The 14,127-nt window shown below is 49.0% G+C and carries 11 protein-coding genes; all 11 read left to right on the top strand.

Annotated elements, in window-relative coordinates; all coding sequences use genetic code 11:
• Nucleotides 1-8 precede the first annotated feature (8 nt).
• The 11 genes from PUP29_RS06775 (at nucleotide 9) to PUP29_RS06725 (ending at nucleotide 14,127) form a co-directional block, all read left to right on the top strand.
• A complete protein-coding gene (locus PUP29_RS06775) occupies nucleotides 9-1,061 on the top strand; it encodes a uroporphyrinogen decarboxylase family protein (RefSeq protein WP_353422786.1) in 1,053 nt (350 codons plus the stop codon).
• A complete protein-coding gene (locus tag PUP29_RS06770; RefSeq protein WP_079546617.1) occupies nucleotides 1,058-1,381 on the top strand; it encodes an L-rhamnose mutarotase in 324 nt (107 codons plus the stop codon). The genes PUP29_RS06775 and PUP29_RS06770 overlap by 4 nt, the downstream gene beginning before the upstream one ends.
• Nucleotides 1,382-1,406: 25 nt before the next feature.
• Nucleotides 1,407-3,164 carry an L-fucose isomerase gene (locus PUP29_RS06765; protein WP_353422785.1) on the top strand — a complete coding sequence of 586 codons (1,758 nt, stop codon included), beginning with the start codon at nucleotides 1,407-1,409 and terminating at the stop codon, nucleotides 3,162-3,164.
• Nucleotides 3,165-3,321: 157 nt separating this feature from the next.
• On the top strand, nucleotides 3,322-4,350 hold the full coding sequence (locus PUP29_RS06760; RefSeq protein ID WP_079546619.1) for a LacI family DNA-binding transcriptional regulator: 1,029 nt from the start codon (nucleotides 3,322-3,324) through the stop codon (nucleotides 4,348-4,350).
• 134 nt (nucleotides 4,351-4,484) lie between these two features.
• A complete protein-coding gene (locus tag PUP29_RS06755) occupies nucleotides 4,485-5,807 on the top strand; it encodes a hypothetical protein (protein ID WP_079546620.1) in 1,323 nt (440 codons plus the stop codon).
• Between the two features lie 27 nt (nucleotides 5,808-5,834).
• Entirely contained in the window at nucleotides 5,835-7,154 is a 1,320-nt protein-coding gene (locus PUP29_RS06750; protein WP_353424063.1) for an ABC transporter substrate-binding protein, read from the top strand.
• A 63-nt stretch (nucleotides 7,155-7,217) separates the two neighbouring features.
• A complete protein-coding gene (locus PUP29_RS06745; RefSeq protein WP_353422783.1) occupies nucleotides 7,218-8,153 on the top strand; it encodes a carbohydrate ABC transporter permease in 936 nt (311 codons plus the stop codon).
• 11 nt (nucleotides 8,154-8,164) lie between these two features.
• Nucleotides 8,165-8,998: a carbohydrate ABC transporter permease gene (locus PUP29_RS06740; RefSeq protein WP_353422781.1), complete on the top strand. Its 834-nt coding sequence runs from the start codon at nucleotides 8,165-8,167 to the stop codon at nucleotides 8,996-8,998.
• A gap of 13 nt (nucleotides 8,999-9,011) precedes the next feature.
• The gene (locus PUP29_RS06735; RefSeq protein ID WP_353422779.1) at nucleotides 9,012-11,576 is read left to right on the top strand and encodes a glycosyl hydrolase-related protein; all 2,565 of its coding nucleotides are present in this window, start codon (nucleotides 9,012-9,014) and stop codon (nucleotides 11,574-11,576) included.
• Complete coding sequence (locus tag PUP29_RS06730; protein WP_079546625.1) at nucleotides 11,573-12,673, top strand: uroporphyrinogen decarboxylase family protein; 1,101 nt, start codon at nucleotides 11,573-11,575, stop codon at nucleotides 12,671-12,673. The genes PUP29_RS06735 and PUP29_RS06730 overlap by 4 nt, the downstream gene beginning before the upstream one ends.
• Nucleotides 12,673-14,127, top strand: coding sequence for a xylulokinase (locus tag PUP29_RS06725; RefSeq protein WP_079546626.1), 1,455 nt, complete (start codon nucleotides 12,673-12,675; stop codon nucleotides 14,125-14,127). The genes PUP29_RS06730 and PUP29_RS06725 overlap by 1 nt, the downstream gene beginning before the upstream one ends.

The raw sequence follows: 14,127 nt of genomic DNA, 5'->3' as shown, positions 1-14,127 counted from the left end.
AGGGGAAAATGAACGGTTACGAACGGATGCTGGCAACACTTGCGGGAGAACGGGTAGACTATACGCCGTCCATGGAGATCATGATCGACGAAAGCGTTGTGCGTGCGGTCACCGGAAAAGATGATTATATGGCGCTGTGCGATACGCTTGAGCTTGACGCCGTGATCACGACAACACCGTCTAAGCTTTACCGCAGCGAAATATTAGATGCGGAAAAGGGCATTTTCCGCAATGAATGGGGAACGGTACGAAGACAGGGGCGGGAGGTCGTGTCGGCAATCGTAGACACGCCTCTTAAAACGGCGGAGGACATCGAGCGCTATACGGCGCCCGATCCCCTCGACGATTACCGGTTTGCTTTTCTGAGGGAGCTGCTTGCGCAGTATAAGGGGAGAAAGCTTGTTGGAATGCATATTCACGACTGCTTCAACTATCCCTATTACCTGATGGGTATGGAAAATTTGTTCATTATGATGTTCGAGGAGCCGGACGCGGTACGCCAGCTCGTGGATATTTCGGTGGAGCACAACATCGCGCTCGCGCGCAGGGCAATATCGCTTGGGGCGGATTACATTTTGCTTGGCGACGATTACGGCGGAGGAAATCAGCTTTTGATTTCGCCGGAGCAATTCCGGGAATTTTTTCTGCCCGGGCTGCGGCGCGTCGTAGAGGCGGTAAAAGGCGCGGGTGCTTTCTGCTTTAAGCATTGCTGCGGGAATATCAACGAAATATTAGACGATATCGTGGGAACGGGCATAGATGTGCTGCACCCTCTCGATCCGTCAGCGGGTATGGATATCGTGGCAGTCAAGGAGGCCTATCCGCGTCTTACGGTGATGGGTGGTATCAATTGCTATGAGCCGCTTTGCCAATATGATACGGCTAAGCTGGAAAAAGAGACGCGGCGTGTACTTGATACGGTAGGACGGGACGGACGCTTCATATTGGCATCGTCCAACAGCGTTCATTCAGACGTAAAGCCGGAGAATTTTGTAAAGATGCATGAAGTGCGGCGCAGTACCCCCGTTTTATACGAAAATCAGAAAGGCGGTGCAGTATGAAGCGGTATGGACAGGTCTTAAAGGTAAAAGCAGAAAAAGAAGAATACTATAAAGAGTTGCACGCGAAGCCGTGGCCGGGTATACTAAAAACGATCCGGGAATGCAATATCAGGAATTATTCGATCTATCTGCGGGACGGATATTTGTACTCATATTATGAATACATAGGAGAGGACTACGAAGCAGATATGGCGAAGATGGCGGCGGATCCGGAGACACAGCGGTGGTGGGCGGAGTGCACGCCCTGCCAGCAGCCGGTGGAGACGGCGCAGGAGGGAGAGCTGTGGGCGGAAATGGAAGAGGTTTTCCATTTGGATTAAAAGGAAAGAAAAAGGAGACGAAGCAATGGTAAAGATCGGGATCAGACCAACGATAGACGGACGGGAAAAGGGGATCAGAGAGAGCCTTGAGGAGCAGACGATGCGTATGGCGCATGCGGCTGCGAGGCTGATCAGCGGGAATGTGAAGGACGAGGACGGGAACGCGGTGGAGTGCGTGCTCGCAGACGGAACGATCGGCGGCGTGGCGGAAGCGGCGCGGTGCCGGGAGAAATTCGAACGGGAGGGCGTGTGCGCGACGCTGACGGTCACGCCGTGCTGGTGCTATGGGAGCGAAACGATGGATATGGACCCAAGGACGCCGAAGGCGGTCTGGGGGCTGAACGCAACAGAGCGGCCGGGGGCGGTGTACCTCGCGGCGGTCATGGCGGCGCACGCGCAAAAGGGGATACCGGCCTTTTCTATCTACGGACGGGACGTGCAGGACGCAGATGATGAGCGGATACCGGAGGATGTAGCGGAAAAGATCCTGCGGTTCGCGCGTGCGGCAGCGGCAGCCGGGCAGATGAAGGGGAAGTCATACCTGTCTGTAGGGAACGTGGCAATGGGGATCGCAGGAAGCATGGTAGACCCGGATTTCTTTGAGGAATATCTTGGGATGCGGTGCGAATATAAGGATATGAGCGAGATCATCCGGCGGGTGGAGAATGAAATCTATGACAAAGAAGAATATGAACGTGCGCTGGCATGGGTCAAAGAGAACTGCAAAGAGAATGAGGATATCTACAACGGAGAAAACGGACACAGCCGGGAGCAGAAAGACGCGGAGTGGGAATACTGCGTAAAGATGGCGCTGATCGTGCGTGATATGATGCAGGGAAGCGAGGCAGTGAAAGCAAAAGGCTGGAATGAAGAAGGAAACGGGAATAATGCAATTGCGGCCGGTTTCCAAGGTCAAAGACAGTGGACGGACTTCATGCCGAACGGTGACTTTATGGAGTCTATCTTGTGCTCTTCTTTTGACTGGAACGGGATCCGCAAGCCGCTTGTGGTGGCGACGGAGAACGACTGCCTGAACGGTGTGGCAATGCTGCTGGGGCATCTGGTGACGAATACAGCGGCAGTATTCAGCGATGTGAGGACCTACTGGAGTCCGGAGGCGGTGAAGCGTGTGACAGGCTATGAGCTGGAAGGGCAGGCGAAGAACGGGATCATCCATCTGATCAACTCAGGAGCAGCTTCGCTGGACGCATCGGGCGAGCAGGAAAAGGACGGGAAACCTGCGATGAAGCCGTTCTGGGAGATCACGGAGGAGGAGGCGCAGAGGTGCCTTGATGCGACGAAATGGACGCCTGCGAATGTGGGATATTTCCGGGGAGGAGGATTCTCCTCGACGTTCCTGACGAAGGGGGATATGCCTGTTACGATGTGCCGTATGAACCTTGTGAAAGGGCTTGGGCCGGTGCTTCAGATCGCGGAGGGGTACACGGCAGCGCTGCCGGAGGAAGTGAACAAAGCGCTGTGGGACAGGACGGACCCGGGTTGGCCGTGCACATGGTTCGCGCCGGTGCTGACGGGCGAGGGAGCGTTCCGGGATGTATACAGCGTGATGTCGAACTGGGGAGCGAACCACGGAGCGTCGGTATACGGGCATGTGGGAGCGGAGCTGATCACGCTGGCGAGCATGCTGAGGATACCGGTGAGCATGCACAATGTGAGCGGGGAGCGGATATTCCGGCCGGCGGCATGGAACGCGTTCGGCACACAGGACCGGGAGGGTGCGGACTACCGCGCCTGCAGGACTTATGGCCCCCTGTATAAGTGAAACAGTCAGCTAAATAGAAACTATAAAAAACGCCCTTGCCGGAAAAGCAAAGGCGTTTTTTATGTAATGATAAAATGCATTAAAATACAAACGTTTGCAAATAAAGTCTTGTATTTAATGAAATAGTTGTGATAAAATACAGAAAAGGATAGGGAATATGAGAAACCAAGGAACGATCAATATTAAAAAAATAGCGCAGCTAACAGGAGTGCACCCCTCAACGGTTTCCCGCGCACTGAACGGAAGCGAACGCGTAAAACAGGAAACACGCGAGTGGATCGAAAAAGTGGCGCATGAAAACGGCTATATTCCTGATGCGTTGGCAAAGAGCCTGATTGTAGGAAAAACCTATACGCTTGGTATTGTTGTTCCGGAAATATCGAACAGTTTTTATTCCCATATCATTCAGGAAATTGAAGATGAAGTCAGCAAAAAGGGCTATTCCATTATTATTGCCGGAACGAATTTCCAGTATACGAGTGAAAAAAGAGCGTTGGAGACTATGTTAGCCAAACGGGTGGATGCTCTCGTGCTTTGCGCACCCTCCCAGGAATTGCTCGATGAATCTGCGGAAAAGCTGCAGAAGATTCCATTGGTGCTGTGCGATACGATCAAAGATGAACCTCAATATGACTCCGTGTATGTGGATGAAAAAAGCGGAATATTGAATGCGGTGCGTTATTTGAAACAAATTGGGCACCGCAGGATCGGTTTTATTGCAGAAGAAGGCATCACCCAAAGACGTATGGATATTTTCAGAAATGCGTTGACAGAATGCGGACTGGAAGTGGATCATGAGCTTCTATGCGTAGAACCGAAGCTTTCGGCAGAATGCGGTTATGCAGGCATGCAGAAAATGCTGAGGGTAAGTGCACCGCCGACAGCCGTGATGGGTGCACGCGATAATATCGCCATCGGGGCAATGAGGGCCATTTATGAAGCAGGACTTAAAATACCGGGTGATATCAGCATTATTGGTTACGATGATATCGGTATTGCGCAATATCTTCATTCTATGCTTACGACAATCAAGCAGCCGGCAGGAGAGATCGGTAAGAATGTGGGCGAACTGGTTTTGAAAAAAATCAATAGCCAATCGAAAATCAACAGCATATCTAAAATCTGTTTGATTCCGGAATTAGTGGTACGGGAGTCTACCGCCGAAGTTTCAACGGAAAAAAATTAAAGAAAAAGAACGAATTTTTGGTTGACAAAAGCTGAATCAAGTGATATTGTAAAAATACAAACGTTTGCAAATATTTTTAGAGTTATATTTTACACAGGAACATAATTAAATAGAGAAGAAGAGAGAGAAGCGTTATGGGCGATATTGGGCTTATCTGCCTCGGACATGCGGACTATATCAACGAAAATTTCCGCAAAATGACAAGTGAGGTTGAAAAGCAATTACAAAGAGTTAAAATTTATAACCAAAAAATACAAACGATTGCCATAAATTCGGAATTGGCGATCAAACAGGCACGTGAATTGAGAAACAACGGCTGCCGCGGCGTTATCCTTTTTCTGGCAAGTTGGGTAGAGTGCCGCGTTGTAATGTCGGCGTTGAAAGAGCTGCAGGGAATGCCGGTCATTCTTTGGGGAACAACGATTGAAGAGATCGACGGTAAAAAATTGAGCACGGGCTCCTATGTTTCGGCAGCAATGATGAATGGAGTGATTCGCCGCCTTAATATGAATTGTCACTGCCTGATCGGAAGCCACAGGGATGAAAAAATATTAAAAAGACTTGTTGATTTTACTTGTGCGGCACGAGCAGCTTGGGATTTGAAATATGGCACGGTCGGCTTGGTTGGCTATACATCTATGGGAATTTATCCGGGAACCTTTGACCATGTGCTGATGCGTTATAAAGTGGGGCCGGAGATCGATCAGACAGATTCCTATTCGGTCATTTGCCGTGCAGAGCGAACAGAAAGAAAAAAACTCGAAGCAGCCCGGCGAAATTTGGATAGGATAGCTGTAGTTGCGCCTGAAGTTCATGGAGAGATATTGGATAAGACACTTTCTCTATATTGTGCATTGAAAGAAATGTGTGAAGAATATCGGTGGGATGCAGTGAACGTAAAGTGTCAGTATGAATTTTCAAAAGAATACAAGGCGGTCCCCTGTGTTGCCTTATCATTGCTTGCAGACGACGGCATTGTGGCTTCCTGTGAGGGGGATATCCCAAATACGGTATCTATGATGATATTGAAGTCTATAGCAGGAAAAACTGTGACCTATGGGGATGCGATCACGCATTGGGGAAATACGGTGAAATTTTCTGCCTGCGGTTTTTTACCGTTTAGTATGGGGTGCGGACAACGCTTCATTCGCAAATTTTTGGAGCATCCGGGCTTCAGCGGGATCCAGCCAAGTTTTGTAATGCGGCCGGAACGAGTTACGTTTCTGCGGCTTGTAGAAGACATTGGAAGTTATCATCTCCTCTACGGAACAGGACAGGGGCTTGTAACAGAACTGCGGGACGGCTGCATGCCGGCGCTTGATGTGCAGCTCGACGGCGAGATTGATACCTTAGTACATGAATATGCCGGACAACATTTTGCACTTTGTTATGGAGACATAGCGGGAGCGATCGAAGAATATGCGATCCTTATGGGAATGAAATCCCTGAGAATATAAAAAATGGAGGATAAAAAAGTGAAGAAAATGATGAAAGTGGTAAGTCTGGTGCTGGTCATCCTGATGGCAGTCGGAGTATTCGCCGCCTGCGGACAGCCCGCATCGGAGGGGACGGGGGCCGAAACGTCGACAGAAACGCAACAAGGGTCTGAAACGGCGGGAGCTACTGAAGGAGACATTGTTCTGAACTACAGAACATTTCGTACGGATGATGAAGAGATCATGAAAGAATTGATCGCAAAGTTTGAATCGGAAAATCCGGGAATCAAAATAAATTATTCGGCCGAACGTGACGAAACGGCGTATTACCAGAAGCTTCAAGCAGACATGGTAGCGGGAGAAGATGTAGACGTATTCGATGCGCACCCGCGTGCAGACTACGTTACGATGATACGCAGCGGAAACGTTCTCGATATCTCTGATCTCGAGTTCAATCAGAACTATGATCCGGGTGTTGCTTCCGTTTCTTCTGTGGACGGAAAAAATTATGGATACATCCCGGCGGTAAACCTTTTGTGCGTATTCTATAACAAAGACCTTTTTGAGGAGATGGGCGTTGAGGTGCCGACGACCTATGAAGAGCTGAAAACGGTCGTTGCAAAATCGAAAGAAGCAGGTTACGGTGGTATCGCTTATCCGGGGGCGACGGTAGTCGGCAACTGGATGGCCAATACGCTGCTCAATGAAAGTATGCAGACGGAAAAGATGCATGATGAATATTGGACTAAGATAGGAAACGGAGAACTGACAGATTTCAATACGGTTCCTGAAGCGCGCACAGCCTTCGATACGCTGGCGGCGATCAATAAAGACGGACTGCTGTACGATAATTCGGCAGGAACACAGCTTGATCAAACGCTCGCCCTGTTCCAGCAGGGACAAGCATCTATGATGTTTATGGGAACATGGGAATTGCTCAATCTGGATACGAATTATGCCGGCATGAATATTGGTCTGTTCACCATGCCGACGCTGGAAGATTCCACCTATACGCACGGTGAACCCGGGCAGATCATCAGCATTTATTCCAAGTCGAAAAATCTTGATGCGGCAAAGAAATGGGTAGAATTCCTTGCTTCTCCTGAAAATGCACAGATCTATACGGATTTTGCGCGGACGACACCTACTATTGAAGGGGTTGAAATGACATTTGAAGGTGCAGAGCTGCTGGATGAGCTCAAACAGAAAGGGATTACAACACAGCCCTTGAACGATGCGGAAAACTATGATATCTGGGGAAATATCGTCGTTAACATGTATACAGAGCTCCTGTTCGGCTCTGGGGATGTAGATGCACAGCTTGCGGAAGTAGACCGGCTCCTCAAAGAAGCTGATTTTGCAGGATAAGGAATGATCAAAGATGTCTGCCCGCTTGATAGCGGGCAGACATTCCCATGGAAGGAGGGGAAAATGAACATGGTAAATAACCCCACGGCACCGGGACGTATGCTGCAAACGCCTATACAGAGGAAAAGCAAACGGTATTTGAAATTTCTGCTGTATATTCTCCCGGCATTTGGTATATGGTTTATATTTCAAATCGTTCCGAACTTAAGAATATTCTGGCTGGCCCTTCTTGATTGGGATGGCATGAGCGCGGACAGCACGTTCGTAGGGTTACAGAATTTCAAGGAATTAACGCTTGATCCAACGTTCCCAAGCGTAGTTTTAAATACGCTGATCTACATTGGTGTAGTCGTTGCGGTTCAAATCAGTTTGGGTGTATTATTTGCAGTACTGCTGAAGAAAAATACGACTTTCAATAAATTTTTCCGGACAGTATTTTTTTCACCACTGGTATTTGGCACCGTTATGGTCGCCATGGTTTGGAGCTACATTTACGACCCGAATCTCGGATTTCTGAATAATTTTCTTGAATTGATCGGACTGGAAAGTCTGCAGCAGAGCTGGCTGTCAACGCCGGTATTGGCGATTTGCTGCATTGCCTTTGTGCAGGCATGGCATAATATGGGATATGCAATCACGATCACACTTGCCGCGCTGAACGGCATATCGGATTCTGTATATGAAGCTGCCGCGATCGACGGCGCCAGAGAACGAAAAAAATTTTTCAAAATTACGCTTCCGCTTTTGAAACCGACGATCCTCAGGCTGACGCTGCTATGCGTATCGGGCGCAGCGATCAGTTTTGATTATATCTATGCGCTGGGAGGTTCGATGTATGCCACGAAGCTCGATACACTGGCAGTATATATGTATCGAACAGTCGTAAATTCGGGCAACCTTGGCAAAACGTCGGCAGTAGGCGTGATACTTGTAATCATCGTAGCAGTATTTTACATTATCCAGTTCAATGCGCAGCGGAAGAGTGACGAGATTTATTAGGGGGAATGGAAATGAGCAGGAAAAAGTGGCTGACACCCGGTTGGTTTGCGGGTAAAGCAAGTATCTTTATTTATACGCTGATCGTTATTGTGCCGATTTATCTTCTGGTGACGACGGCGCTGAAAACGACAGACGAGTTGTATTCAAATCCGTTGGGGCTTCCGGCAGACCCGCAGTGGCAGAATTTTGCCATTGCAATCCAAGACGGAAATATCATGCAATACGCACTGAACAGTGTGATCGTTACCGGGGTCGCAGTCGTTCTGATCATTATCCTACAGACAATGTGCGCCTACGGGATCTATCGTCTGTATGAGAGACCGCTCGGCAAGATCCTTTATACGATATGCGTTGGTGGAATGATGATACCAGCGGTTGGATATGCGTCGATCATTCTGCTATACCGGGAAACGGGGCTCTATAATTCCCTGACGGGCCTGATTATTTCTTCGGTCGCAGGCTCACTTCCGTTTGCAGTGCTGACATTGGTGGGCTTTCTGAAGACTGTGCCGCGGGAGATGACAGAGGCTGCAAGAATAGACGGTTGCTCGGATTTTAAAATATTAACGAAAGTTATCGCGCCGATTTTATCGCCGGCCATCACAACAGTTGGAATGCTGAATTTAATCACCGTCTGGAACGCAGTATTCATGCCGCTTCTGCTTTTAAGCGATAAAAACAATTACACGATCCCTCTCGGACTTCTCAATTTCAAGGGGAACCATGCGACGGAATATAACTATATGTTTGCCGGTGTCATTATTGTAGCGATCCCGATGATCATTATCTATTTCTGCGCGCAGAAGAAGTTTGTGCAGAGCCTTGCGGGAAGCGTAAAGGGCTGACGGGGAGAGGAATATGAAGCAGCTTGAAGAAATCAAAACAATACATTTGATCCCCTACGCGCATTGCGATTATGCATGGACCAATACGCGTGAATGGCACATCTGGCGCTATGTGGAAAATTTAAAGTGTGTTGCGGAATTGATGGAAAGCCATAAGGAATTTACGTTTCTAATTGATAATGTTTTACAAACGGTAGACGTACTCGAACGTTATTTGCCGGACCGGATCGAAACGATCAAAACATCTATCAAGTGTGGCCGGATATCGGTCGCAAATGGAGGAATAGACCTCGTACGTCCGGGAAAAAGCGGAGATGAGCTTTTTATACGGAATATAGCCGCCGGGAAAAAAGTACTGCAGAATAAATTATGCCCTGAAAAAGAGTTAACGGTATTTTTGAATGCGGATACGGCGATCGGTCACAGCCAGATGCCGCAGCTTCTCAAACTAACGGGCCACAAGGCCTATCGGCTTTATCGCCCGGAAGGTGCTATGAATACGTCCGGGATACCCGGAGAGTTTATTTGGAAAGGCCTTGACGGAAGTGAGATTACAGTTTCACGCGGCATTTATTCGGGCATGGCGGACGAATACATCACAAACCCCGATTATGCCGTTCAGGAACAAGGATTCATACGGGAGGAACTGGAGGCAAAGCTCAAGATTCAACAAACAGAGGACCTTGCCGTTTTTGTAGGCGGAGATGATGCGCTCCCGATGCATACAATGCTTGACCGCCCCGCAGACCTTGATGCATTTATTCAAAAATGGAATAAAAGACACAAAACACAGCTCGTATTCTCTACACTTGATCGGTATATGGAAAAGATAGAAAAACAAAAGCTGCCATATGTGGAGGGGGTGATCGATGCCTGTGAGTTGACCTATGATATACCAACGAAGAGCGCTGAAGCAATGTATCGGAAACGCTTTTCGATCGAACGGACTTTGATATCGGTAGAAAAAATGGGTGTGATCGCAGAAGAAGTAGGTGCGGATTTCGACTGGAAAGCTGTGCAATCTTTGTGGGGAGGCCTCATGAAAATCAGCGGTCATGCGTTGGAAGCGCTCCTTGCAGCAGATTATGAAGAGAAACTGCGCTTTGCCTGCGCGCTTGAATATGAAGTGGACTGTCTTGCTGCTCATACGGCGGAAACGATAGCATCTGCAGCCCGAAAGTGCGGAGCGGTACAGTATACCGTGATCAATCCTCACCCGTTTAAAGCGGAAGAGTATGTACGGCTGCACGTTGCTTCGCCCTATAATCTGGTTCCCTTTCGTCTGGAATATGCGGATGGAGAGAAAGTGGAATATCAAATTGCGGAAATCTATCATGGAGACAAGCTGTATGCAAATTGTGCATGCAATGAAGCGGATATAGTGGCAAAGGTGCACTGCGGTGCAATGGGATATGAGAATCTGCTGCTTGTGCCCGATACACATGGAGAAGAGCTGATTAGGTCTGCCTGCCGGACGGCACCTGATAGGCTTGAAAACGGAAAGCTGCGGATCACACAGGAAAACGGAAAAATCAAAAAAATAGAAGACGTAAAAGGACATATTTTATTTTCGGAAGCGGATATGTTTGCACAGCTGCGTTTCTATCATACAGAACCTACAGGAGACTGGGTAGCGAACTATGAACCGAAAGAAATAGAGGTATTTCATGCGGAGAGTGCAGAGCTTACGGAATCAGGGCCGCTTATGCAAAAAATCGGGATAAAGGGGGATTTAGCGGGAAAACCGGCTGAGGTAGCCTACACGCTTTTTGCAGATCGGGAAGAGATCGGAATCGAATTGAATTTTGAAAGTGCGGGAAAAGAGGGATATTATACAGTCGCATTTTCCTGTGATAAAAAACCGGAATTATTGGCCGGTATCCCGTTTGGAATAGAGAAACGCCATCCGGAGTACGAGATGTATGGAAATGCGATCACCGGACAGGCAGAGGAGTATCTGAAATTTGAACGCGCACTTGACGGCCAATATTATGCGCGGCATTTCACATCGTTTTTGAACCACGGCGTACGCGTTATGCTCTTGCAGGGAAACGGAAGTATTTTCTACTGCTATAACAGACGCGAGAATATTGTTGAAACGGTGCTCTTACATACGATGGAACGCGATGTGCGGGGAAAGGAACAGACTGCGTCGTGGGTATTGAAAACGCCGGACAGCTATTTTGGAAACGGCAGGCACGATTTTGCATTTGATGTCGTATTGAAGCAGGAAATGTCCGGATTGGAGATGCAGAACTTATGCCTGCTTCGTGAACAGCCGTTTGTTAATACGGCACGCTTTTCAGAGTGTGAAGGCACTGCTGCGCCGCAGGCCTCCTTTATGGAAACGACGGGGCTGGCTGTAACGGCTGTGTATCGGGAGGACGGCGGATTATTTGTTCGCGGCTTCGAAGCAGACGGAAAGGCAGGAACTGCGGCAATACGGTTCAAAGACGCAGCGAAAGGAACTGCATGCGATCTCATGTTGTCACCCAACGGCCCGAAAGAAGAACTGGAACACATCTCTATAAGACCATACGAGATCAAGACCGTGCGAATAGAGGAGGAAGCAAAATGAATGAACGCACACGCCTGAAGGCAGCCTTGAAAGGGGAAAAAGCGGAACGGCACGCATGGTATGGTGATCTTTCCTATTGGTATGGAGCGTTGGAGAAGCAAGGAAAGCTTGAAAAAAGATATTGCGGAGAGGAAGGGTATCTGCGGTTCCATAAAGATCTTGGAGTAGGTATCTGTTTCTATGCGCCGCTGATGTGGAAAACAAACTATCCGAAATGGGCTGAATTCAAGGAACAGGAAAAAGGCGGACAGCGTTCGAGGGAATTGATTACACCGAAGGGAACATTGCGGTCCTTGGAGACGTATATGCCCGAAGCGTATACGTGGGCGATTACGGAACATTTCGTAAAAACGCCTGAGGATTTAGAAATCTATGCGGATATTTGCCGCGAAACGCGGTATGAAGCACAATACGAGGAATACGAACGGATCGACCGGCTATGGGGAGAAGACGGGATCGCAGTAGGGATCGCCCCGCTCGGAAGCTGTCCTTTGCAGCGTATGATCGCCCGTATTGCGGGCGTCGAAAACACGTATGGAATTTACGCGCAGAATCCGGAACGGTTTAGGCAGGTGATGGACGAGATTGCGGAAAGCGAGCTGCCGCTGTTTCATATCTTGGCAAATTCACCTGCGGACTTGATTGAATTTCCAGAGAATTTATCTGCAGATATTACTGGACGCAACTTTTTTGAGCAATACAATATGCCGTTTTACCAAAAGAGGAACGGGCTTCTTCATGCAGCCGGAAAGTATACGTCGATCCATAACGATGGTATGCTTGCCGCAACGTGGGATATGATCGCACCCAGCGGCTTCGATGTTGTCGAAGCGGTTACGCCTGCACCGGTCGGCGACCTCGAAATGACTGAACTGCGCAAAAAAGCAGGAGAGCAAATCGTGATCTGGGGCGGAATACCCGGCGCGCTTTTTTCGGAATTATACAGCGATGCATTTTTTGAAGAATATCTTCTGCGATTGGCAGAAACATTCCGGGAGGACGCAAGGTTCGTGTTCGGCGTAGCCGATCAGGTCCCGCCGGATGGCGTATGGCAGCGGGTTAAAAAAGTGCGTGATATTGTGGAGAATTTAACGTGATGCAGAAATATATCATTGGTATCGATTTGGGAACAACAACGGTCAAGGCGGCATTGTTCGACGAAACGGGACGACTGCTCCGCATGTGTCGAAATGAAGAGGAGTTGATACTGACTGGAAACGGATTTATTGAACAGGACCCGGCGGCATGGTATGAAAAAGTATGCGGCCTTTTAAAGGAACTGACGGAGGAGATCAAGCGGGAAAAAATCGCCGGAATCGGCATATCGTCGCAGGGTATATCATTCGTTCCGGTAGATGAAGCGCTCCGACCGCTCGGAAATGCGATATGCTGGCTCGACAGCCGCGCGGAAAGAGAAGCGCAAATCCTTGCCGCGCGGGTAGGGGACCGCACGATTACCCGCATAACCGGAAAACAAAATTCAGGAGTCTATCTTCTTCCGAAGCTAATGTGGTTAAAAGAAAACGATCCACAAATCTATCGGGCGGCTCATCGGTTTCTGATGCCGATGGATTATGCGGCAGCGCGGCTTACAGGCAATACGGTAACCGATCCAACGATGGCCGCGGGGAGCATGGCGTACGATATATTCGGCAGATGCTGGAGTAAAAAGCTGCTTGCAGCAGCAGAAGTGGAAGAAAATGTATTTCCGGATATTCGTGAGACCGGACGTTCTGCCGGACAGCTTACAAAAGAAGCAGCGGTAGATTTAGGATTCCCGATCGGGATACCGGTGTTATGCGCCGGGCAAGACCAGAAGACCGCCGCATATGGCGCGGGGCTTTCCGCGCATGCAGGAACGGTCTCGCTGGGCACAGCAGGAGCTATAGAGCTTATGACAGATGCGCTGGATATGGAACAAACGAGCGGCCTGACTCCCTGTCCGTATATTGGCAAGGAACGATGGGTGCTTGAAGGGTGCATCAATACGGCGGGAGCAGCGGTCAAGTGGGTAAAAAATACGCTTTTTTCAGATGTCAGCTATGAGAAGTTAAATCAAATGTGCGAACGGGCAACAGCCGGCAGCGGAGGCGTATATTTTTTGCCTTTTCTCAGCACGCCGGGAACACCGCATGGCAGGAAAAAGATAGAGGGACGGTATACCGGCCTGACGCTCGGGACTGGCCGCGCGGAACTTGCACGTGCGATGTATGAAGGGATCGCGTACGAGCTGAAACTGAATTTAAAAGCGGCGGAAACGGTGGGGGTCAGACCGGATTGGCTGTGGATATTCGGCGGCGGAAGTAAAAGTGAAGCATTTTGCCAGATCATTGCGGATATTACGGGAATGTGTGTAAAAACATTCGAGAGCGAAGAATTGTGCAGTGTTGGAGCAGCAAGGCTCACCGCAGAGTATTGCGGACTCAATGGAGAACGATTTGCGAAAGGTGCTGCACCCTGCCGGGCAGAGTACAGGCCGATTCCCGAAAAACAGGCAATATACCGGAGCCTGTTTGGAGAATATCAAAATAAGCTCATGAAAGGAGTATAA

It is taken from the genome of Christensenella massiliensis, from assembly GCF_040409835.1.
In the GTDB taxonomy this organism is placed as follows: Bacteria; Bacillota; Clostridia; order Christensenellales; family Christensenellaceae; genus Christensenella; species Christensenella massiliensis.
This window is presented reverse-complemented; position numbering and strand designations above follow the sequence as displayed.

Bases quoted from the DNA above. Each gene is read 5' to 3' on its own strand.
- PUP29_RS06775 (WP_353422786.1), top strand. From the start codon at position 9: ATGAACGGTTACGAACGGATGCTGGCAACACTTGCGGGAGAACGGGTA.
- PUP29_RS06770 (WP_079546617.1), top strand. From the start codon at position 1,058: ATGAAGCGGTATGGACAGGTCTTAAAGGTAAAAGCAGAAAAAGAAGAA.
- PUP29_RS06765 (WP_353422785.1), top strand. From the start codon at position 1,407: ATGGTAAAGATCGGGATCAGACCAACGATAGACGGACGGGAAAAGGGG.
- PUP29_RS06760 (WP_079546619.1), top strand. From the start codon at position 3,322: ATGAGAAACCAAGGAACGATCAATATTAAAAAAATAGCGCAGCTAACA.
- PUP29_RS06755 (WP_079546620.1), top strand. From the start codon at position 4,485: ATGGGCGATATTGGGCTTATCTGCCTCGGACATGCGGACTATATCAAC.
- PUP29_RS06750 (WP_353424063.1), top strand. From the start codon at position 5,835: ATGATGAAAGTGGTAAGTCTGGTGCTGGTCATCCTGATGGCAGTCGGA.
- PUP29_RS06745 (WP_353422783.1), top strand. From the start codon at position 7,218: ATGAACATGGTAAATAACCCCACGGCACCGGGACGTATGCTGCAAACG.
- PUP29_RS06740 (WP_353422781.1), top strand. From the start codon at position 8,165: ATGAGCAGGAAAAAGTGGCTGACACCCGGTTGGTTTGCGGGTAAAGCA.
- PUP29_RS06735 (WP_353422779.1), top strand. From the start codon at position 9,012: ATGAAGCAGCTTGAAGAAATCAAAACAATACATTTGATCCCCTACGCG.
- PUP29_RS06730 (WP_079546625.1), top strand. From the start codon at position 11,573: ATGAATGAACGCACACGCCTGAAGGCAGCCTTGAAAGGGGAAAAAGCG.
- PUP29_RS06725 (WP_079546626.1), top strand. From the start codon at position 12,673: ATGCAGAAATATATCATTGGTATCGATTTGGGAACAACAACGGTCAAG.